Raw genomic sequence first — 21,688 nt, forward strand, 5'->3', positions numbered from 1 at the left:
TAAGTTATATCACTTCCAATTCTTGGAAGTAATCAATAATCAACGATTTCATAATCAGTTCTTGCTCCAATAATGTATAGTTGGGGATTGCTTTCACCAACTTCCAATGTGGCCAGCCTTGCTCATCCAATCCTTCCAATTCATAAAATCCCATCGAACTGAAAAGCCGGCATGTCGCGATATGCATCAGTTCCTCCTTCTCCCGTTTGGAGAATTTCTTAGGTCCTTGTCCAAGCTCCTGTACCCCGATTAAAAACAAAACCACCTTTATATCGGGCAGTTCCATATCAAAACTCTGGGCTAGAGCCTCCCTTAGGACATTCCATTTTTTATTTACTTCTGTTGCTTTCATGTATATTTAAAAACCAAAAGTAACTAATTCAGAAGTAAGAATTGTCATGCGATTCTTTAAGATAACTCTTGCAATAATTCTTTGCATCGTTTTTCTACCATTTTATATACCGGATCAAACAGCGTATCATCAAAATAAGGATCAGGCACCACATCATCTTTCAAAAACAGACGCACCTTATCTTTCTGTTCGGTATTCTTAGCTAGGCCGATTACATCTTTATAGTTCTGCTTGTCCATCACTAAAATCAAATCATAATCATCAAACAGCACCTTCGTAAAATGCTGCGCCCGTTGTCCGGAGATATCTACACCATTTCTCTTTGCTACAGCTATCGATCTATGGTCTGGTGCATGTCCAACGTGCCAGTCTCCTGTACCGGCAGAGTCAACAGTCCATCCCAATCCCTCATCCAAAACCATATGTTGTAATACCCCGTGTGCCAATGGCGATCGACAAATATTACCCAAACAAACCATCAAAATCTTCATATCCCAAAAATCTACATTATTATATAAAAAAACAAAGTATGACTATCTTACGAAAGCCATACTTTGTTTATATGTAAACTATTCTACAGTTTAATACTCAATAGGTACATTCAACTCCACCGTACTTCCACGTTGAGGAACTCCCTTTATACGTACGATATTACGTTTTGTCGAAGCTAGTGCAGATTCTACATCATCCACATTATTTACCGTCTTACCGTTCACTTCAGTTATCACCAATCCACGTTCTACACCAAAATATTCGAACACTCCGCCACGGCGCACATCCGTCACCACAACTCCAGACGTAATTCCTAATTCTTTCTTACGCGCATCTGTTGCTGGGATAAAACTTGCACCAAGTTTATTAAAGATCTGTGTTGCACTAGCGCTTGAGCCTTCATCACTAGCCGCAGCTTTGTTTACTTCCTCACCTTTTAGCGTTACTGTTACATCTTTCTCTTTTCCATCACGTTTATAAGTCAACGTAACCTTATCTCCAGGACGAAGTCTTGCTACACGTTCCTGTAAATCAGGCGAACTGTAGATAACTTTACCATCCACCTTAGTGATGATATCATTTTTCTTGATACCCGCAGCTTCAGCTCCGCCACCTTTTACCACACTAGAAACATACAATCCTCTTACATCGTCAATACCCAATTCTTTACGTGCGGCATCATTCATCTCCGTAAATGTAAAGCCTACATAACCACGTTTTACGCTACCAAACTCTTTAAAATCATCCAATACCTTTTTAGCAAGACTAATCGGAATAGCAAATCCATATCCAGCATAGGTACCTGTAGGCGATGCGATTGCAGAGTTGATACCGATCAATTCTCCTCGTGCATTAACCAGAGCTCCACCACTATTACCTTTATTAATTACCGCATCCGTCTGTATAAAAGACTCAATAGCCGTACTTACCATTTGCTCAGGCTGTCCTCCTTGTCCAAATCCTCTCTGTTGCGAAGGTTCATCGAGAATACCTATACGGCGTCCCTTAGCACTTACGATACCAGCTGTTACCGTAGACTGCAAACCTAACGGATAACCTACAGCCAATACCCATTCTCCCACTTGAACATCATCCGAATTACCCAACTTAACCATTGGAAGATTTGTCGCATTTACTTTAATCAGTGCTAAATCAAAATTAGGATCGCGACCGATTACTTTAGCCTCATAGGTACGATTGTCTGTAAGCTGCACCTCTATTTTATCTGCATCTTCAACCACATGGTTATTGGTTACGATATATCCATCAGGCGATATAATTACACCCGATCCAGACGCCTGTGCCTGTCTTGGCTGAGCCTGTCCACGTCGTTGTTGTGGCATACCAAAAAACTCTTCAAACATATCAAACGGAGAGCCTGAACCTCCACCTCCACGTTGATTGCCCCGTGTCGTCACCGAAACTTTTATATGCACAACACCTGGCGAAACCGCCGCTGCTGCTTGGGTAAAATCTGGATTACCAGTAGATGACATAGCTGCACCTGTAGGGTTACTTGCATAATAGACTTTTTGCTGTTCTTCAAAAGTCATACTATCCAATTGTTTGTTCTCAAAAAACTTGTATCCCCCGACAGCAATTGCCCCTCCTAGGACAGCTGCTAATACACTTACTCCTATTTTTTTCATATTACTTTGCTGTTTTAATTTCTAACTTTGTTCTACAATAATTACAATTTGTATTAGTCAAATGTAGTACCATCACCCCGACTAGCACAATTTTTGTCAGTTAAATTTTGTTAATAAATGGCGACTTTAGAGGTTTTTAACAAGTTTTAACAAGTTCAATCACAATTGTAACAAGAATATTAAATTTGACGCATATTTTCAAGCTTTATGGACCAAAAAGTTAAATTTTACAAGTATCAAGGAGCAGGTAATGATTTCATACTCATAGATAACCGGAATGGCCTTTTTGACCACACCAACCAAACATTGATTCAACATTTATGTGACCGCAGGTTTGGCATTGGTGCGGACGGTCTAATGCTTCTTCAAGATACTGAAAATTTCGATTTTCAAATGGTTTACTTTAATGCAGACGGCCGCGAGGGTAGCATGTGTGGCAATGGGGGACGTTGCATTGTAGCCTTCGCTCGTGACCTTGGCATCATAGAAAACAAAACTGCCTTTTTGGCAGTAGATGGAGAACACCACGCAATCATCCACCACGATCAGGTCGATCTCGGCATGATAGATGTCCATCAGGTCCAACGCGACGAAAAAGCCTATGTTTTACATACCGGATCACCCCACTATGTCGTTTCTGTAGAAAATCTGAAAGAGCTCGATGTATACAGTGAGGGCTATGCCATACGTAACAACAGTACGTATCAACGCGAGGGTATAAATGTCAATTTCACAGAAAAAGAAGGCGAGGGTTATTTTCTCCGCACATTTGAGCGCGGTGTCGAAGATGAGACCTACGCCTGCGGCACAGGAGCAACAGCTACCGCCATGGCGATGGCCTATCAAGAAGGATGGAATGGCAACCTCCAAATCCCCATACGTGTCATGGGCGGACAATTGTATGTTTCATTTGACAAGAATGGTGAACACTTTACAAATGTACTTCTTAAAGGTCCAGCTACCTTTGTTTATGAAGGCAACATAACAGTATAAGCCAAAACCGGTCATCTTTATTCTTCATTTATTAATACCCTTTCCCTCTGTAGCTGAGAGAGGAATACAATAATTAGCTTTTTATTTTTACTTTATCGTTATTCGGGTTATCTTAGATGCCTTCTTACAGAAGAATTCATCAAGATGCAGCAAGTAGACAAATCCATTCGATATCAATTGGTTTATTCACTCGGAGAACACCCCTATCTGGGCTATCTGCTAGAACCGCATATCGTACAGCTCAACGCTAACGGAAGTCTTTCGCTGTCCTCCAAACGTGTATTTTCCAACACTGTTGATGAATACGCTTCCGCTTTGGATGAACAAGATTACAAAATCATCAAACTTCTGGACGAGGTCGAACAGACCCATGTCATCAAGAAATACCATAAAAAAGCAATACGTCCGGCAGATTACTTCCTCAACGTATTCGACCAAAAAATATACGATTACATCCGTCCCAAATTAGAACAGAAACTACTCAAAGCATTAGAATTAATCGGTCAGAAACCCCTATTCTTAATGAGTAAAAAAGATGGGTATTCTGCAGACCAAAAGCTACAGATAGCTCCACAGGCGACATCCATTCTCTTCCATTTCAGACGCAGCGAAGAGGAGACCCGCTATTTTCCTACATTAAAATATGATGGGCACAGGATGGAGTTTATGTTCAAAAATGCCGAAGTCATCATCAATGCACAGGCATGGCTCCTGCTGGACAACACACTGTACCACTTTGACCAGCCCCTAGAGGGAAAAAAACTCAGTCCTTTCCTCAACAAACGTTATATCACGGTGACACGTGCTACGGAGAAAAAATACTTCGAAACCTTTGTCTCTAACCTTATCGAAAAAAATAATGTTTATGCAGAGGGATTCGACATCAAGACCATCAAAGAAGAGGCAATCCCCGTATTGACCTTAAATTATATCGTAGACGGGCAGTCACATGTCCAGCTATCATTCAACTACGGACAGTACAACTTCTCTTCCGGAGGCGACCATAAAGTCTCCGTACGTCTACATTACGACACCGATGCAGACTGGTATACCTTTACCCGGATCAGACGATCATCGCTATGGGAAGAAAAACAGCATTTGTATCTCGAGAATCTTGGGCTAAAACGGCAAGATGCATTATTTGGCAGTTACATTCCCAGTACAGAGGATGTAAGCAGTATCTTCGACTGGCTTAACCAGCATCAGGAAGAATTGCTGGACAAAGGCTTTCAGATCAAACAAGAAACAGGAGACAAACAGATATTCATCGGTAAGACATCGTTAGACATCGAAGTTGTCGAGGACAACGATTGGTTTGACATACGTGCCTTTGCCAACTTTGGTCCTTACAAGATACCATTTATACAGTTGCGAGACCATATCCTCAACCGCATCCAAGAATTTGTCCTTCCAAATGGGGAGATTGCTATCATCCCTGAAGAATGGTTTGCCCAATATGAGCACCTTTTTCATTTTGCCGTCAAAAAAGACAGCCTACAGCTCAACAAAGCGCATATAGGTATCCTCCATGAAATATCTGAGCATACCGAATTGAGCATGAGCCGTAAGCTGCAAAATCTAAGCAACTTCGAAGAGATACAACAGACAGCATCGCCCGAAGGCTTCAAAGGTCAACTACGTCCTTACCAACAGGCAGGCTACAACTGGTTCCATTTCCTACAGGAGTATAAATTTGGAGGAGTCCTTGCCGACGACATGGGACTGGGCAAGACCGTACAGACATTGGCTCTCTTACAAAAACAAAAAGAAGAGCTCAAAGACACCGATCACGCAAAGACCACACTACTGATTTTACCAACCTCTCTGGTTTATAACTGGCAAAAAGAAGCAGACCATTTTGCGCCAAAACTAAGAGTACTCTTACATACCGGGACTAACAGATTCAAGGATCCTTATGCTTTCACCCATTTCGACCTCGTCATTACCACATACGGTATAGTCAGAAGCGATGAGGCTATCCTCAGCAAGTGTTTCTTCAATTATATCATCCTGGACGAAAGTCAGAATATAAAGAACCCGACCTCCAAATCCTTTAAAGCCATCAAGCTATTAAAGAGCCGCCACAAGCTGGCACTTAGTGGGACACCCATTGAGAATTCGGTTTCTGACATATGGTCGCAGATGCATTTTACAAACCCCGGTCTTTTGGGCAACTATACCTTCTTCCAAAAAGAGTTTGTAACCCCTATCGAAAAGAAAAAAGATGAAGCCGCAGCCAAAAGACTCCAAGCCATCATCAAGCCTTTCGTACTGAGACGGACAAAAAACCAGGTAGCAACAGAGCTACCGCCAAAAACAGAACAGATCATCTACTGTCAAATGACCGAAGGGCAGTCTGAACGCTATGAAACCACAAAATCCGAATACCGCAACGCCATACTGGATAGCGCAGTCCAACAACAGCGTAAAGGCTCACAGATAGCCCTATTGCAGGGGCTGACCAAGCTCAGGCAGCTTGCCAACCATCCAAGTATGGTTGAGGGCGATTACACCGATGGTTCTGGCAAATTTGAAGCGGTACTCGAGATGTTAGAAGCGATATTATCTGAAGGAAACAAAGTCTTGATTTTCTCCCAATTTGTCAAGCACCTTGAAATCTTTAAAGCGCATTTCCAACAACAGGGTATACCATTTGCCTATCTAGACGGGACAACAAAAAACCGGGCACAGGCGGTACAAACATTTAAAACAGATGACAGCATCAAGATCTTCCTTATTTCCATTAAAGCAGGAGGAGTCGGCCTCAACCTTACCGAAGCAGACTATGTATTCATACTAGACCCTTGGTGGAACCCTGCTGTCGAACAACAGGCAATTGACCGAAGTCACCGCATAGGGCAAACCCGCAATGTATTCATCTATAAATTCATCAGTAAAGATACCGTCGAAGAAAAGATAGTAGCCATGCAGAACCGAAAGAAATCGATAGCTACATCTTTAGTAACCACCGAAGAGAGTTTCGTAAAATCACTATCTCAGGACGATCTAAAAGAGTTATTAAGGTAATGAGCTTATAGCCTATTATCAACAAAAGTAATCGGCTTTCGGCTCATTGGATTAAAAACCGACTGTTGCAACACCTCCAGTTTACACAGCTCAATCTTAGGTGCCACCCGCAGTTTTGCTCTAAAATAATCCTTGATTTCATTGATAAAATCTTCCGATTCATTAGCAGACACCAGGCGGATGATGATTTCATCCGTACCTATTTCATTATGGAACAGTTCAATCTGATGCAACAGTATTTCAGGAAATCCTGCCAGTAAATCATGCATAGCTGGCGGGTATAGTGTTGTTCCCTTATATTTCACCATATGTTGTTTTCGTCCTTCGACGGGTCCTATACGATAGGTATGGCGGCCACATGCACAGGGCTCCGTATGACGGCGCACGATATCTCCAGTTTTAAAACGCAGCAGAGGCAACCCTTCCACCCCTAGTGTCGTTACAACCAACTCTCCACTTTCGCCATCAGCCACCCATTTTCCCTGTTCATCCAGTATCTCCGTGATAATCAAATCCGGTTGCACGTGCCCCCCTTTAAAATCATTACACTCCGTAAAAGCCGCCCCCATCTCCGTAGAAGCATATGTTGAATGCAAGTCCACTTTCCACTTACTTGCTATACGATTGGTAAGAATCGTATTATTCAGATCTTTATCCCGCAAAGCCTCACCAATGCAAATCACAGCCTTGACGCTACAATTATTATAATCGATATCATGCTGTTCTGCAAATTCAATCAGTTTCAATAAAAAAGAAGGAACACCAATAAGGTAAGTTGGCTTATATTTCAGTATAGAGTCCCATTGCATCTGGGGGATTCCCGAGCCGACACGGATTACCCCAGCTCCGAGCTTTCGCAAGCCAAGAAAATAAGCAAGCCCCGCCATAAACCGGCGGTCCATCGTCGTCATCAACTGCACCCTATCCCCAGACTTCACCCCCACCGTTTCAAAAGATTGCATTTCATTCGTCGCCAGACGATCCAAATCCTTATCCGTAAGTCCAAAGGTAACGGGAGTACCCAATGTTCCGGAAGTCGTACAATAGTCAATTATTTCCTCCTGCGGTACACACAAAAAATCATCGTTATACAATTGTAGATCATCTTTACAGGTAGTCGGTAGCTGTTCCAGATCCGACAGTCTTCTGATAGTGGACACATCGACTTGATGCTTTACAAATAAACGTTGATAAAAAGGAGAGCTGCTGGCCAAATATGCTAACTGCTCCTGCAACAAACCTTCTTGAAAAGCTTCAATTGCGGCTACCGAAGCATACGCTATACCTTCCGTCTTTTGTTCGCCTTTTTCCATAATTTTCGTATTTCTTTTTCTGCTTGCGCCGTAGGGATTTCCAGTGTCAGCGCTTGTGATAGTTCAACCAGAGCCTTTTCATATGCCCCTTGCTTATACCAATATTTACCGACAAGGTAATAAACTAACCAAAGATTTGGATTAAGCTCCTTAAAATTTTTCAATCGCTCCTCCGGCACCTCTCCCTTTACTCGAATCGCATACACTATACTATCCGATTCACTTTTATACCTTTCATAGTTCACAAAAGCATCCGAGTGCACGAAAGCATCTTCTGCTATCGTGAGCGCCTTTATCTGTTTTGACTGTCCTATTGTTGAAGAATCTGCAAACACCTCATCCAGATTATATGCCGTAAACGCCCCCAATTGATATGGAGAGTTAGAAACCCACATCAACTTATCTTCCGGTTTAAAGATAACCGCATGATGCGCCAATAGATGATTGAGCGACTTGTCATTACCATACCCGATATCCGTATCCGACAGTCCCTTCCGATTACGTAAAACAGCCACCATTTTCTCCGGGTTTAACTTATTTTCCCTATGCAGCAACTCCAACAACCTATCATACCGATACTGAGAATGGCTTTCTTGGATATGGGCTGTATTTCGTTTATCCAGCGCATAGGTATCAGATTGAAAATGATTTGTGCAGACAAGTTGATTTCCATTCTCCACCTCATATATTCCAAAATTCTTAGGCGAAATTTCCAAAAGCACCGCCTTTTTATCTTTCGCGCTGCCGATCATCAACGATTCCGAGACAAACGACTGTGCCCCCTTTGCGATAGCAATCGCCTCCTCGATATTCGTTGCACGTTCCAGTATTTCCCGGGCGACAATAGAAATAGGTCTTTTTGCAGAAAGTGGAATAGTAGACTTCCCCGCATTCATCGTCACTGTAAGCCCCTCCTTATTCATTCCCGAGACAACACCTATCATCCCCGGCCACGATACCGACACAAAAGGAATCCCATGCTCCGGTCGTACAAAGTTCAGCACTTTATTTTCCGCAAACTCATCTCCCACATAAAAATCAAAATTTCGTCCGATCAGTAGCTTACCATCCTCCGTCTTATCCCCCCAAGAGGCAACAGATGAACATCCTACAATTGCTAGATCGCGTAGCGCATGCCCTAGGTCATGCGCTGCATGCATCAACAGTGTCAGACTAAAATTATCTCCAGCATAAGGATAGGCATCATCCAGGTGTGTAGACAGCGCATAAATCTCGTCCAGATAAGATGAGGGAATATAGTCATCCAGACGCCGCCCATACCAATGGATAAACCTAGAGACAAGACGCCGTTTAAATTTAGACGGTACCATATGTTCCAATTTATCCATAAAAATACGTTGTTGCTCCCTAAACAAATCTTCAGTCAGCAACCCCGTCCTATTCCCTAAATCATAAGGCGCACCGGACACATAAAGCTCCCACATCCCATAGCGATTCTTTACCAAATAGTCTTTATTACTCAGCATCCGTAGCGAATCCTGCTCCAGGACAAGCTGTACCGTATCCAAGGTCGCATCAAAAGTAGAGGTATACCGTTTAGAAATCCTGTTAGATACACAAGAAGAACATAAAACGACAATAAAGACAAACTGCAACCACCTACCCATACGTTTCATTTTTAATCCTATCCAACAAATAAGTGCCCCCTAGAACCTCCATGCATGTTGCTACAGCCCCAATGGTCACGCCCAGTACACCATGCATTCCCACACTCTGTCCCACAAAAAAAAGATTCGGCACCTTTGTTTTAGGCGATATCCGAGACCGCATCAGCTCATTCACATCCTTCTCCGGGCCATAGAGATTACCCTTGGTCGTACCTATATAATCCCGATAGGATAACGGTGTAGAAGCATACGCATCCACTATAGCACTTGGCAATTCCTGCCAGCGCACAGCCAGCTTATCCACTATTCGATTTATTCTATCTTGCTTAAATGCTGCATACCCCTCCCCTCTAATCGTCTCTTCAATAACCGTATTTTTCGACAGCTCCCATACCTTTACTTCCTCAAAACGCATCACACTAAGACAGGTCAATGTGTCCGCAAATCCCGGATTATCCTTATCCTCTGTCATAGAAAGCATATACATGGCAGGCCATTCTTTCTCTTCATAGACCGGCAAGTTCCACAGTTGCTCCTTGTCCGCATGATAATATATGTTCGCACCAACAAAAGGTACAGCACCCGTCTTCAGTACGAAATGCGCACTAAAAGACGACACTGTAAGCGGTAGGCTTTGTATACGATCATGGTAGACACTCCGGAATAAGCCTCCGTCCAGTTGCCTTAAAGTCGTCTGTGGCTCCACATTAGAAATAAACAGATCCGCGGCATAACGTTTCCCATCCTTAGTCTCCACCTGCTGTATACTCCCATCCCGACTATGATATTGTACCACCTCTTGATGACGTAGCGCTATCCCTCCCAAGGAGCGTAACACCCGGACCAATTGCTTGCTAATCTGACTTCCGCCATTTACACAGCGGTATGCGCTCTGTATATAAGAATTGATGGCTAGTGCATGCACATAAAAAGGCGTCTTATTCGCATCACTTGCGTATAGAAAATTTGCTCCGACCAAGACAGCCCGTAACGTACTATTCGCAGTCAGCTGTTCGAAATAAGCCGATACACTAATCGCCAAAAAAGGATGGTCATAATCCTGCTCCGTTTGCTCTTCGAGATTATACAATGGAAACGCACGACATACATCCTGTAGATCCACAACATACTGCGCTATGGCAGCTCGTTCCTCCGGAAAATAAGTACTCAATTGTTCAACAAAATTAGCGTACCCCTGCGCCAAAGGATAATCTACCCCTTCATTTCCAAAACGGACATAATCAAACACCTCCGGCATCCGCTCCAGATGCAACTTATCCATAATACCCAGATAAGAAAAATACCGGTGTAGGTTCTGCCCTATCGACAACCCACCTATATAGTGTACTCCCGTATCAAAGATTTTCTTGCTTCGCGAAAACGTCTGCAGATTACCTCCAAATTGATTATTTTTCTCCAATACACAGACCTTCTTACCCTCCTTCGCTAAGATTACTGCAGCTGTAAGCCCTCCTAAGCCACTGCCTACAATCACAACATCATACGCGGTTACTGACATACACTTTCCTATAAATCTGTACACTATTTAGGTTAGATTCCAGCACAAATCCATCCTCTATTAAGAAATCTAAGCTATTTCCACTATTGACATTGACTACCGTTGCATAAGTTTTCCAATCCTGTCTTAAATAATCCTCTGCCAGCAATAGTTTAGAAATCAACAAAAGATCAGCTGTGGCTACTTCAGCGACAAACTGCACGGCCCGTAGCGAAGACCAGTAAATACTCGAGGCAACCTCTCTCCGTTCCTCCTCCTCAATCAGTCCCAGCACTTTTCGTTTACCGTTTTGCAGAGACAAAAGATAATCCAATTCTCCAAACGACAGGCTCCAATGCATCCATATCCCTCCCTGTGGCAACTGTTTATTCACCTCCCAAAATACCTGCTTCCATCTATGCAGCCTCCCTTTCACCTCACTGACTATTTCATCATCTTTATACAGGTACGCCAGTTTTATCTTGGGCACAAAATAATCTTCATTTTCGATCTGGGTCCGTTGCTCTTCAAATGTGGCCTTAAAGTGACTTGAAATAGCTTTTGTACGCTCCGAATAAGCACGACCAAACCGCTCATCAGAGATCGAAATCCGCTCGCCGATTATTGGGCGGAGCTTTCCTGGGAAAATCAGCACATCCCCTTTAGGTAATACATCTCCATTTCCATGTATATAAATGGGCAGAATATCCAGTTGCAACTGCTCTGCGAGATAGCATGCACCTTTATGAAAACGCTTGATTTGATTATCGTATGAACGGGTTCCTTCCGGAAATACAACAATAGAGTAGCCCTGTGCTACTTTATCCCGTAAAAAGTCCAAACTCCCCTCTACACCACTACTAGTCGGATAAAAACCTAATATCTGAACAGCCCTTCCAAAAATCGGAGATTTCCAAACCCAATCATTCACTAAGAAAACCATCTTGGGAACCAGCATTCCCATCGTCAATGTATCCAGAAAAGAACTATGATTACCAATTACCACTGCCGGCTTATCAAAAGTTTCCCCATAAGGATTACCCGTCTTATTCGTCACCAACGGATAGCCATACAGCACCGACTTCATAAATTTTGAGATAACATACCGCAAAAATTTATCTTTCCGGGACCGTTCAATCGGCACAATAGGAAGTATGATCCGTGCAAAAAAAGAAAGCACGATACAGCCTAGTCCATAGTACATAAACAATAGCAACGACCACAGCAGAATAGAAATCGTAAAAGGTGATTTTCCGCGTTTTGCCCTATCCGTAATAAAAAACCGGAAGATAATCGGGTAAAATACAAAAGTGATAACGACTGCTGCAAAAACCCCGATCAGCGACACCGAAGATATCGAAATCAATGCAGGGTGCTTCGCAAATATCAATGCACCAATAGCCAGCACCGTAGTTAGTACAGCCAACAAAATCGAAGTACGGAACACCTGTAGTTCATCCTCTCCTGTACTGTATTGCTTTTGCAGAGCAGCAGTCATAAAAATACTAAAGTCCACCCCATGCCCAAACACCAAGGTACAGACAATAGCAGAAAAAATATTAAACTCCAGTCCGAATAGCCCCATCAACCCTGCGGTTACCAATCCTGTAAGACCGATCGGGATCGCCGCAAGCAACACCAGCTCCAATCGCCTAAAAAACACCCACAGGATCAGCAATATAGCGACCGAAGAATAGCCGACCAATGCATTAAAATCATCCCGCAACTTCCCTAAGAACGTTTCGTTCAGTTGCTTACGGTCTACTACTACGACTCCAGGTATTTCTTCCAACTTCTTAATCAGTTGATTTCTATGTTTCTCGTCTAGTTTGACCATCGAGGATACCGTAAAAAAGCCATTCTTACTAACGACAAAGTCCCGAATTCCAGTACTTGGCAATTGCCCGAAATCCGACAACTGCATCGGGAAAAACGGCTCACGCAACAGACCATAGAACTGTTCGTAAGCATCCGCTGTAAATCCATATTGCTCCCCTATCGTACGAAGATTATGGATCACCAGCTCCTTATTATGATACTGCCAGAAAGAATTCCATGCTGATATTTTAGCCTGTTGTACCTGAATCGGATTTAGCAGCTCGCTGACATTCGAGAAGTCCAATATAATATCCTGTTCCTTTGCCAGATGCAGATAAGCCGCTATTTTTTCATTCCGTTGCAGTGCAGTATCCAGCGTATTGCCAGTAGCTACCACATAAAGAGACTTTGCCGACGTATTCGTCAGCTTATCCAATCGAGCTTCCGTATCTGCCAAATCAGATGGCATATAGTTCAACCCTGCCAGGTCATTATTAAAACTCACCTTACCACTCGTAAACAAACTGATCACAATCAGTACTGTACAAGAAAAAATCAGGATTCTACTTTTCTCGAAAGGGAATGCTGCTATTTTATCCAGCAGACTAGTGTGTCGGAGTTCTTCTTTCGGCTTGTATAAGTGCGGAATGATGAGCAAGGTAAATACAGCGGAGGCAACCAACGTGATTGAAGCAAAAATCCCTAAATCAATCAAAGCCGTAGAGTGTACAAAAAGAAGACATAGAAAAGCCACCGCATTGGTCGTCCCCGACATTAGCAACGGTTTGGTCAACTCCTTAAACAACACCTTCACATCGGTGTTCTTTTTAAAGTGAGTCAAGATATGTAATGAAAAATCAATCGTAATACCAATCAGAACCGCTCCAATACTCAGTGATATCGCCGAAATCACAGGCTTGTACAGATAGAGACAGCCCAAGGCAAAGACAACAGCAAATAGCGTAGGAATGAATACCAACAATGGGATATACAGCTTACGATAAAACAAAATCAGCAACACCATCAATACCGACATCGATATCAGTATTGTCTTTAGGATGTCTCCTTTTATCTGATCTGCATTGGCCACAGCGACAAGAGCCGAACCGAAATAAGATACCGTAACCCGGCCCGCATAGTTCGCATTCCAGCTTTTTTGCAGATCATAAAGCTCCTCCGCAAACGCTTTATTCTTCTCTGTTTCAGCTCCCTCATATTTTGGGCTTAAAAAAAGAAGCATTTGCGTCGTATCCTTGCTCGTTATGAATCCATCATACAGCAGAAAATTATCCCCGACACTGATTCGCTGCAACTTTTGTAACCCCATTACCGCCAATCCCAGTGGATCTTTCTGGATAAATTCTCCCAATACAAATCCCGATGGTGATGATAGCGTTTCATAGTTTACCGCCATACGCTGAGACATACCTTCCTTAGATATACGTACAGCCAAGCTGTCGTAATCCCCCTTGTCAAGAAAAAAAGGAATATGCTCATAGACAAAATCGTACGCCTGCCCTATTGCTCCTTCATCCAATTGCCCTGTAATCTCCCGGATATAGAGACTATCCTGCAATAGGGTATCTGCGATACCTTGCGTAGCCTCAACAAGATCATCAACAGAAGCCGATGGCAAACGCTCTATCAATACTGTGATTTTATCCGAAAAATTAACCTGTCGAATTGCTTTTGTCGTTAAATCTGACTTCTCACTTTTCGGTATAATCTGCGTGATATCTTCCTCAAAGCGAATCTTGGAAGCCAGAAATCCAAAGAAAAACAAAAAGAGCACCGATAACGCCACCGAAAGCACCTTGTGGCGCTGTACCCAGCAATAGATATGATAAAAAAGCAAATGCATTATTCTGCGGAAACCGATTTATGCTGCTTCATCCGAATCAAAACATAACTTCCAAAACCGGCAAGCAGTCCCATTATCGTAGCTAGCAGCAAAGAACCAACCAAATACTGCAACAGATGCTGCTGTATCGTATCAAAGCTAATATTATCTAATTGCAACATCCCTTTGGTAGTTGACGAGGGAAGCACAGCCCCGCCTACGATTAGTGATGCATAGATAATCAAAGGGATAAAAGGAGGTAGACTGATATTGGAAAAGGCAAAAGATAAAACCTTGTTAAGTCTTAAGAACACCGATAAGGTAATGACCAAAGCGGTCTGAAAGCCCCATACAGGAGCAATTCCCATAAAAACGCCAAAGCCGATAGAGGCAGCCATCTTTTCGGGAGAATCTTCTGAGCCGAAAATATTTTCCTTTATAAAATCATTCAAACTTTTTTTTTTGAACGAGCGCAAGAAGTTCCGGGGGATAATGTAAAAGAAAGTAAGAAATACCAGTACCGTATTCAAAATACTGATCCGTGTAAAATCCTTAAAAGGGCGAAAATGCGAAACACGTTCCACAGGGTCATACAGCACCTGTACCGGTATATTTCGCACAGCCACTCCATTCCATGCGGCACGGACAATGATCTCGATTTCAAACTCAAACTTACGCGTGTAGTATTTCTTAGGAATCGCAAGCAAGGGATAAGCCCTATACCCCGATTGAGTATCTTCCAGTTTGATCCCCGTTTCAAACCAAAACCAGAAATTAGAAAATTTATTCCCGAAAGAAGACTTCTTCGGCACCGAATCCTGAGTCATGTTACGGGCACCGATTAATAATAGAGGAGCTTTCGCTTCTTCCAGTGCCTCCACAAATGTAGACAGATCACTCGGATAATGCTGTCCATCCGAATCAATAGAAATAGCATAATGGTACCCCAACTCACGGGCCCTACACAGTCCCGCCCTTAGCGCACAGCCTTTACCTTTATTAGCGGCAAAATCGATACGCTCCAGTCCGTTATAATCATTTAATATCTGGGAAGTTCTGTCCGTAGAGCCGTCATTCACGACGATAATCTGCGCTGTATACTCCAACACACCGTCCAGCACACGGCGCAGAGTCTTCTCGTTATTATACGTAGGTATAACAACAACAATCCCCAAACGGGTAATCCGCTGTTGTAAAGTATCTTCCATAATGGGTTCTACTGAGTTAATGTACGCAATTCGGTTGCTGTAAACACGCTTGACCGGGTACTTGCATAACGCTTGACTGCATCTTTCACCGCCTTGGTTTGCGAATCAAAATTAGTCAAAATCATTTGCTTATCCGTATTAATATTTCCTTTATACTTTAAGATCTTGGGCGTATTCTCTTGGATAATCAATCGTACCAACCGTATTTCTAGGTTGTTCGGAGCTGCTTCAACAGCACCTTCAATATCCTTTGCTCCTGCCAAAAACAATTCCTTTTTCGTCTTTCTATCCGATACGTAACGTGCCTGCAGCGCATACGATGCGCCTTTGTAAGCCAATAATACCGGGTCGGTCTTATTATAGTTCTTAAGCTGGTTATACAATGTAGCCGTATATTCCTTAGAATTATCTGCTTTCTCAAAATTAGAACGGACCGACGACAAGTCGATCTGCAAAAAAAACACAACCGCCCCTAAAACTGATGCAAAAATATTAACCATCTATTTCACCTTAAATGTACATGTCAACTTTAACGCTACCGTATCTTCAAAATAGCTGACATTTTTCACTTTATACTCAGACTCATCCGAACCCGAAATGTCAATTTCCAATCGGAGCTCTGCATTTACTTCGGGATTGATTAAAGCCATAAACTTCACATTAGAAGATTTGTACATAAACAGCTTTCTGTCCAAAACCTGCTCACTTAGCTCCTTGACAATCTGCATCATACACACCCCCGGTGTTACGGGTTGATCTGGAAAATGTCCGTTAAAAATAGTATGATGCTTGTTTAATGTAATAGTGGCGACATATTTATGTCCGCCAAGGTCCTGTAAAGCACGTAATGTATAAAAATCCTGTAAAAGCATGGTATCCCCTTTAGTCTTCAAAGATAAAAGAATTTAAATTTTATTTTGCATTTACGAATTCTTTCGTAGATTTGATTACGAAAAGATTCGTAGATAAACTTAAAAAGACATGAAACCCACTGAAAGCGAAATGGAAATTCTACAGGTCCTTTGGAACAAAGGGCAATGTAGTGTACGCGAAGTCTTCGAAGCACTGAATAAAAAAGATGTGGGCTATACCACTATTCTTAAACTCATGCAGATTATGCACGAGAAGGAAATGGTGACTCGCGACACTTCTTCAAAGACACACATCTATACCGCCAACATCAATAAAGAAAAAACACAAAACCAATTCTTGAATAAAATGATCGACACCGTATACAACGGTTCCACATCAAGATTGGTCATGCAGGCGTTAGGTAACCACAAGACCAGCAAAGAAGAAATAGACTTGATCAAAGATTATTTAAATCAATTAGAAACCAAGTAATATGGAAACATTGATATCATCTATAAGCACAGCGTTAGGATGGAGCCTCCTACATTCCTTATGGCAAGGAGCTGCTATATATCTTATTCTATTTGGGTTATACCTTGCTATACCCGGACTAAGGGCAACCACAAAACATAACCTGGCACTAGCCGCTCAGGTTACGTTATTTCTTTGCTTCGTCTATACATTTTTTGACCTGATAGACTACCGTACCACACAAGAAAGCGCTACCCCACTTTCCTTAAAAAACGAAGAGCTATTCTATATAGACTATCTACACGAAAAGCAATCCAGTATCCAATACTATTTCATGTATATCGTGCCATTATATCTATTGGGCATCCTCGTTCAATCTATTTCATGCGTACGTAGCTACCTGCAAATCAAAAGTCTAAAAAGAAAAACGACCGATCACATTCCTACTGTATGGCAAGAACAGTTTACACGTGGTATCCAACGTCTTGGTATCACCAAGAATGTACGCTTATTGCTCTCCGATCAGATTTTCGAACCTCTAGCAATGGGATTCTTTAGACCGGTCGTTATCTTTCCTCTTGCCTACATCAATAAAATGGCATTAGCCGAGGTAGAAGCACTCATTCTCCATGAACTCGCACATATTAAACGCAACGACTATCTTCTCAACATAATGAAGATAGTGATGGAGACTATTCTATTTTTCAATCCTTTCATCTGGCTTATCTCCAGACATATCCAAACCGAGCGCGAGCAGGCATGTGACGACAGTGTGGTGTCCCTCCTCCCTCAACAGATTAACTATGCTAAAGCATTGCTTACGGTTGAATTGCTCAAGAAAGAAACTTCATCTCCAAGAATGAGCCTTGCCGCCTCTGGCACGCAACACAAACTACTTCAAAGAATAAAAAGAATAACACAAGCTAAAATGGAAACATCATATACGACCATCAAACACCAATTAGTAGCTTCACTAATGGTGCTATTCACCCTAGTATCTGTTGCTTGGACACAACCCAACCGCAAAGAAGAGGTTAAAGAAACAACTTCTCTAACAACTGAAGTAAGCTCACTAATCAATGGGTTAGATACACTGACCTCCCAATACAGTAGTACAGATTGGTCTGCTGACTCGCTCGACAACTGGACTTCTGACAGTGTCCTATCCATAGACACCAACAAAATCAATACAAAGAAATTCAACTCTCCGGAATGGAAAGCCCACATCGCAAAGATTGAGGAAAATGCCCGAAAAGTTGAAGAAAAATTTAACTCCCCAGAATGGCATGCCCATATCGCCAAGATTGAGGAAAATGCCCGAAAAGTTGAAGAAAAATTTAACTCCCCGGAATGGCATGCCCATATTGCCAAGATTGAGGAAAACGCCCGCAAAGTAGAAGAAAAATTTAACTCCCCGGAATGGCATGCCCACATCGCCAAGATTGAGGAAAACGCCCGCAAAGTTGAAGAAAAATTCAACTCGCCGGAATGGCATGCCCACATCGCCAAGATTGAGGAAAACGCCCGCAAAGTTGAAGAAAAATTTAACTCCCCGGAATGGTTAGCCCACATCGCCAAGATTGAGGAAAACGCCCGTAAAGTAGAAGAAAAGTTCAACTCTCCGGAATGGTTAGCCCACATCGCCAAGATTGAGGAAAACGCCCGTAAAGTAGAAGAAAAGTTCAACTCTCCGGAATGGAAAAATAAATTCAAAAAGACAACCGAACAATAGAAAGGGGTAAAATAGCGCCAAAATTCCCATACCGGAAAAAACTTTTTGGCGGAATTTTACCCCACAAAACCACGTCAAAAGAATGTATTTTATTCAAAAAACAGGCATTAAAGACCTTTAAAAGCACTTTACAATAGGCTTTCATACCTCCTTTCTTTTGGGATTAACCGTCTTGTAATTCCTTATTACCGGACGGTTATTCTGAATTGCTAGACGGGAAAACAAAAAAGCCAGACGGGAAAACGAAACAACGGACCTGTAAAATTGTGCTATAAGTCGAAAACGGAATCTGCGAGTGCAGCATTTATCTTCTGATTTGTAAATACAAAACGCGTAGAGCCATTTGAATTATCCAAGAGCATCACCTCTACAACTTGATATGTAGTCTTATCAAAACTAACGACCAATTGTTTCATAGCCTTTTTAACCTCTTTGGCTATAGGGTTCAGTTTTAAGATGTACAATTTATTCGTCTGAAAATAAGAAGGTGAAAACTCCGTTCCCTGATAAGTTCCTCCATTCATATTGCTTTGTATTGCTTGACTGATCTTTTCAAACTGTTTACTCCTCCCAATATCCATGGTCTTTTTCTTCCCCTTCTCTTCAATCATCATCTTTTTGTTGTTAAATACCATCGTATAGGCAGTAGGACTATTATAGAACCAAGCCAACTTATCTGGGTTTTTCACGTAAAACTTACCCGACGACACCAACTCATTCTTAACATAACCTACCTTCTTGTATTGTACAAAGTCTGCCGTCAATGTTTTGACTTGGCTAGCCTTTCCCATTACGCTTTGAAAAGTAGAAATCTCGGTAGTCGACATTTTCTGTTCTTGGGCAGTTCCCACTGTAACACAAAATGCCAAAAGAAATGATAACAAAAATTTATTCTTCATATGCGTGCAAATTTAGCAATTCGTCGGCAGTTACCGAATGCCAATCACGCTCTTTCATATAAGTAAGGACCCGTGCTAGTACCCGCAGGCTTTTTGAAGAAGTATCATGAAACAGAACAATATCTCCTGGTTGCAACCTGCGGACGACACGTTCATATATTTTATCCTCGTTAGACAGCACCGTATCCAAGGAGCGAATGCTCCAACCAATCACCTGATGTTTGGTCTGCTGGACCGCTTTAGCTACAGGAGGGTTAGTCACTCCAAAGGGTGGCCTAAAAAGACGGGGCTTCAATGGAACTAAATCATTGATCACCGCATCACAACTATCGATTTCCAAAACCACCTGGTCCGCAGTCAGGAAACCGAATGCCTTTGAGTGCATCATCGTATGATTACCAATAGTATGTCCTTCTTCCAAAATACGCTTAAATATCCGGGGGTATTGGGTAATCTGTTTACCAATACAGAAAAAAGTAGCCTTAGCGTCATAACTTTTGAGTAAGTCTAGAAATTCCTCTGTAATCGGGGTAGGTCCATCATCGAAAGTAAGCGATAGGGTACGCCCATCGTGTCTGAACTTCTTATAAAATACATCAGTAAAATAGCTTTGACGAATATCAAAAGAACCCCAGGTAGTCAAACCTATCCAGAGAAAAATCAATAAAAAACACCAAGACCACGATATTACCGAAAATAGAGCCAATATCGCAGCAAGTATCCCTAAGGATAGCAAAAATGGAACGATATTTTTATGTTTGAACATACTTTTAGCAATTGTCTTTTGATTCTGTTATCTTGTTAACTCGATAACTTAATAACTCCTTAACTCCGTTTCAATAACACCAAACTGTGGTCTCTACCTTTATACTGATTATATAATAAAACATAATTAAGTGGCATTTGTTTTCCGGTTTTCCAAACAATTTCTTCCGGAATCTCCTGCGTTTTCAACACATAGGCCGCTGTAGCCATCCCAAAAGCCGAAGCCACGTCCGAATGACCATAAAAATGCTTGTAATACAGCTGGCTTCTATCTTCAAATAACCGCCCAAACCTATCGAAATAATAATCATACCCCATGTCACCAGTATTGCCGATTACGACAGCCGAGATAGCAGCGCGCTCCACCTTATTCCGCTGTAGAAAACCATCAATAAATTCTTTTAACTCCCCCAGCTCAAGCCGATTTTGAATACATACATCCACGACCTCTGCATAACTCTCCATAGTAGGGCTTGAACGAAGCACAAAAAAAGTAGCTCCTTCGCCATAATTAACACCACGAGTTTCGGATTCACGGATTGTCTCACACACCTCGTCAGACTTCACCTCTCCTATCAACTGTTTTAAGGTAAACGTATGGCCCGATATTTCATCTATTCCTCCTACCAATACCGATTGTGCATCTCCTGCCTCCAACTGTTGCAAGCTATCCAACAAAGCCGATTCAAAAGAAACCGCACCATTCACATAGGTAAAATTATACGCTTTACACCCCAACCGTAACGCAATCTGAGCTCCTACCGTATTATGGGTAGACTGAATAAACGAAGTCGGTGTTAAAAACTCTTCGTCATTGTCCAATATATTTTTCAGAAACTTCTCAGAATCTTCCAAACAGCCTAATCCTGTCCCAGTGATTACGCCATCCAAATCTTCCACACCTGCTTCATCCAAGGCCTGCTGGGCAGCAAATATTCCCATTTTAATACCTTTGGACATACGCCTTATCATATTCGGAGCGATCAACTCTTTATAAGACGGTTGCTGCGCGTATGCTTTTGCCTGCGTAATCTCAGTCGCCTGATTGAAAAAATCCAGACTCCAGACACCCTGTGCAGTAACCGCACCAATCCCCTGAATAAAACATTTACCTTTCATTTCTCTTTTTATGTGATGAGGTTATCTTGTTA

The 21,688-nt window shown here is 42.2% G+C and carries 17 protein-coding genes; 4 read left to right on the plus strand and 13 right to left on the minus strand.

The genetic code is table 11. The annotated features are described in order from the left end of the window. Positions 1-4: 4 nt before the first annotated feature. The 3 genes from JKG64_RS17705 to JKG64_RS17715 form a co-directional block, all read right to left on the minus strand. Positions 5-352, minus strand: a complete 348-nt coding sequence (locus tag JKG64_RS17705) for a hypothetical protein (protein ID WP_133585720.1) — start codon at positions 350-352, stop codon at positions 5-7. Positions 353-408: 56 nt separating this feature from the next. Continuing rightward, positions 409-843: a low molecular weight protein-tyrosine-phosphatase gene (locus tag JKG64_RS17710; RefSeq protein ID WP_210355599.1), complete on the minus strand. Its 435-nt coding sequence runs from the start codon at positions 841-843 to the stop codon at positions 409-411. 90 nt (positions 844-933) lie between these two features. Continuing rightward, a complete protein-coding gene (locus tag JKG64_RS17715; protein WP_210355600.1) occupies positions 934-2,493 on the minus strand; it encodes a Do family serine endopeptidase in 1,560 nt (519 codons plus the stop codon). Positions 2,494-2,700: 207 nt separating this feature from the next. On the opposite strand from JKG64_RS17715, the gene dapF reads away from it, so the two are divergent. Next, positions 2,701-3,486 (plus strand): diaminopimelate epimerase, encoded by a 786-nt coding sequence (dapF, locus tag JKG64_RS17720; protein WP_210355601.1) that lies wholly within the window; start codon positions 2,701-2,703, stop codon positions 3,484-3,486. 144 nt (positions 3,487-3,630) lie between these two features. Beyond that, positions 3,631-6,513, plus strand: a complete 2,883-nt coding sequence (locus JKG64_RS17725) for a DEAD/DEAH box helicase (protein WP_210355602.1) — start codon at positions 3,631-3,633, stop codon at positions 6,511-6,513. A gap of 5 nt (positions 6,514-6,518) precedes the next feature. On the opposite strand, the gene JKG64_RS17730 is transcribed toward JKG64_RS17725, so the two are convergent. The 7 genes from JKG64_RS17730 to JKG64_RS17760 are packed head-to-tail and all read right to left on the minus strand — an operon-like array spanning position 6,519 to position 16,711. After that, positions 6,519-7,826 (minus strand): phenylacetate--CoA ligase family protein, encoded by a 1,308-nt coding sequence (locus JKG64_RS17730; protein WP_210355603.1) that lies wholly within the window; start codon positions 7,824-7,826, stop codon positions 6,519-6,521. After that, positions 7,793-9,463 (minus strand): C45 family autoproteolytic acyltransferase/hydolase, encoded by a 1,671-nt coding sequence (locus tag JKG64_RS17735; protein ID WP_210355604.1) that lies wholly within the window; start codon positions 9,461-9,463, stop codon positions 7,793-7,795. The genes JKG64_RS17730 and JKG64_RS17735 overlap by 34 nt, the downstream gene beginning before the upstream one ends. Continuing rightward, positions 9,447-10,973 carry a phytoene desaturase family protein gene (locus JKG64_RS17740; protein ID WP_210355605.1) on the minus strand — a complete coding sequence of 509 codons (1,527 nt, stop codon included), beginning with the start codon at positions 10,971-10,973 and terminating at the stop codon, positions 9,447-9,449. Before JKG64_RS17740 ends, JKG64_RS17735 begins: the two co-directional genes overlap by 17 nt. Beyond that, positions 10,954-14,631 (minus strand): 1-acyl-sn-glycerol-3-phosphate acyltransferase, encoded by a 3,678-nt coding sequence (locus tag JKG64_RS17745; RefSeq protein ID WP_210355606.1) that lies wholly within the window; start codon positions 14,629-14,631, stop codon positions 10,954-10,956. Before JKG64_RS17745 ends, JKG64_RS17740 begins: the two co-directional genes overlap by 20 nt. Beyond that, entirely contained in the window at positions 14,631-15,818 is a 1,188-nt protein-coding gene (locus JKG64_RS17750; RefSeq protein WP_210355607.1) for a DUF2062 domain-containing protein, read from the minus strand. Before JKG64_RS17750 ends, JKG64_RS17745 begins: the two co-directional genes overlap by 1 nt. An 8-nt stretch (positions 15,819-15,826) precedes the next feature. Next, the gene (locus JKG64_RS17755) at positions 15,827-16,318 is read right to left on the minus strand and encodes a hypothetical protein (protein WP_210355608.1); all 492 of its coding nucleotides are present in this window, start codon (positions 16,316-16,318) and stop codon (positions 15,827-15,829) included. Further along, positions 16,319-16,711: a hotdog family protein gene (locus JKG64_RS17760; RefSeq protein WP_210355609.1), complete on the minus strand. Its 393-nt coding sequence runs from the start codon at positions 16,709-16,711 to the stop codon at positions 16,319-16,321. An 88-nt stretch (positions 16,712-16,799) separates the two neighbouring features. Between JKG64_RS17760 and JKG64_RS17765 the strand changes: the two genes are divergently transcribed. Together JKG64_RS17765 and JKG64_RS17770 are read left to right on the plus strand one after the other, a co-directional pair. Further along, positions 16,800-17,162, plus strand: a complete 363-nt coding sequence (locus JKG64_RS17765; protein WP_210355610.1) for a BlaI/MecI/CopY family transcriptional regulator — start codon at positions 16,800-16,802, stop codon at positions 17,160-17,162. Position 17,163: 1 nt separating this feature from the next. After that, the gene (locus tag JKG64_RS17770; protein ID WP_210355611.1) at positions 17,164-18,873 is read left to right on the plus strand and encodes a M56 family metallopeptidase; all 1,710 of its coding nucleotides are present in this window, start codon (positions 17,164-17,166) and stop codon (positions 18,871-18,873) included. Between the two features lie 269 nt (positions 18,874-19,142). Here JKG64_RS17770 and JKG64_RS17775 read toward each other — a convergent pair whose 3' ends face one another. The 3 genes from JKG64_RS17775 to JKG64_RS17785 are packed head-to-tail and all read right to left on the minus strand — an operon-like array spanning position 19,143 to position 21,656. Then, the gene (locus JKG64_RS17775) at positions 19,143-19,772 is read right to left on the minus strand and encodes a LolA family protein (RefSeq protein ID WP_210355612.1); all 630 of its coding nucleotides are present in this window, start codon (positions 19,770-19,772) and stop codon (positions 19,143-19,145) included. Continuing rightward, positions 19,762-20,538, minus strand: coding sequence for a polysaccharide deacetylase family protein (locus tag JKG64_RS17780; protein ID WP_210355613.1), 777 nt, complete (start codon positions 20,536-20,538; stop codon positions 19,762-19,764). Before JKG64_RS17780 ends, JKG64_RS17775 begins: the two co-directional genes overlap by 11 nt. Positions 20,539-20,597: 59 nt before the next feature. Next, a complete protein-coding gene (locus JKG64_RS17785) occupies positions 20,598-21,656 on the minus strand; it encodes a beta-ketoacyl synthase N-terminal-like domain-containing protein (RefSeq protein ID WP_210355614.1) in 1,059 nt (352 codons plus the stop codon). Positions 21,657-21,688: the final 32 nt, after the last annotated feature.

This window comes from Sphingobacterium tabacisoli (assembly GCF_017908035.1).
GTDB lineage: Bacteria > Bacteroidota > Bacteroidia > Sphingobacteriales > Sphingobacteriaceae > Sphingobacterium > Sphingobacterium tabacisoli.

Bases quoted from the DNA above. Each gene is read 5' to 3' on its own strand.
- JKG64_RS17705 (WP_133585720.1), bottom strand. From the start codon at position 352: ATGAAAGCAACAGAAGTAAATAAAAAATGGAATGTCCTAAGGGAGGCT.
- JKG64_RS17710 (WP_210355599.1), bottom strand. From the start codon at position 843: ATGAAGATTTTGATGGTTTGTTTGGGTAATATTTGTCGATCGCCATTG.
- JKG64_RS17715 (WP_210355600.1), bottom strand. From the start codon at position 2,493: ATGAAAAAAATAGGAGTAAGTGTATTAGCAGCTGTCCTAGGAGGGGCA.
- dapF (WP_210355601.1), top strand. From the start codon at position 2,701: ATGGACCAAAAAGTTAAATTTTACAAGTATCAAGGAGCAGGTAATGAT.
- JKG64_RS17725 (WP_210355602.1), top strand. From the start codon at position 3,631: ATGCAGCAAGTAGACAAATCCATTCGATATCAATTGGTTTATTCACTC.
- JKG64_RS17730 (WP_210355603.1), bottom strand. From the start codon at position 7,826: ATGGAAAAAGGCGAACAAAAGACGGAAGGTATAGCGTATGCTTCGGTA.
- JKG64_RS17735 (WP_210355604.1), bottom strand. From the start codon at position 9,463: ATGAAACGTATGGGTAGGTGGTTGCAGTTTGTCTTTATTGTCGTTTTA.
- JKG64_RS17740 (WP_210355605.1), bottom strand. From the start codon at position 10,973: ATGTCAGTAACCGCGTATGATGTTGTGATTGTAGGCAGTGGCTTAGGA.
- JKG64_RS17745 (WP_210355606.1), bottom strand. From the start codon at position 14,631: ATGCATTTGCTTTTTTATCATATCTATTGCTGGGTACAGCGCCACAAG.
- JKG64_RS17750 (WP_210355607.1), bottom strand. From the start codon at position 15,818: ATGGAAGATACTTTACAACAGCGGATTACCCGTTTGGGGATTGTTGTT.
- JKG64_RS17755 (WP_210355608.1), bottom strand. From the start codon at position 16,318: ATGGTTAATATTTTTGCATCAGTTTTAGGGGCGGTTGTGTTTTTTTTG.
- JKG64_RS17765 (WP_210355610.1), top strand. From the start codon at position 16,800: ATGAAACCCACTGAAAGCGAAATGGAAATTCTACAGGTCCTTTGGAAC.
- JKG64_RS17770 (WP_210355611.1), top strand. From the start codon at position 17,164: ATGGAAACATTGATATCATCTATAAGCACAGCGTTAGGATGGAGCCTC.
- JKG64_RS17775 (WP_210355612.1), bottom strand. From the start codon at position 19,772: ATGAAGAATAAATTTTTGTTATCATTTCTTTTGGCATTTTGTGTTACA.
- JKG64_RS17780 (WP_210355613.1), bottom strand. From the start codon at position 20,538: ATGTTCAAACATAAAAATATCGTTCCATTTTTGCTATCCTTAGGGATA.
- JKG64_RS17785 (WP_210355614.1), bottom strand. From the start codon at position 21,656: ATGAAAGGTAAATGTTTTATTCAGGGGATTGGTGCGGTTACTGCACAG.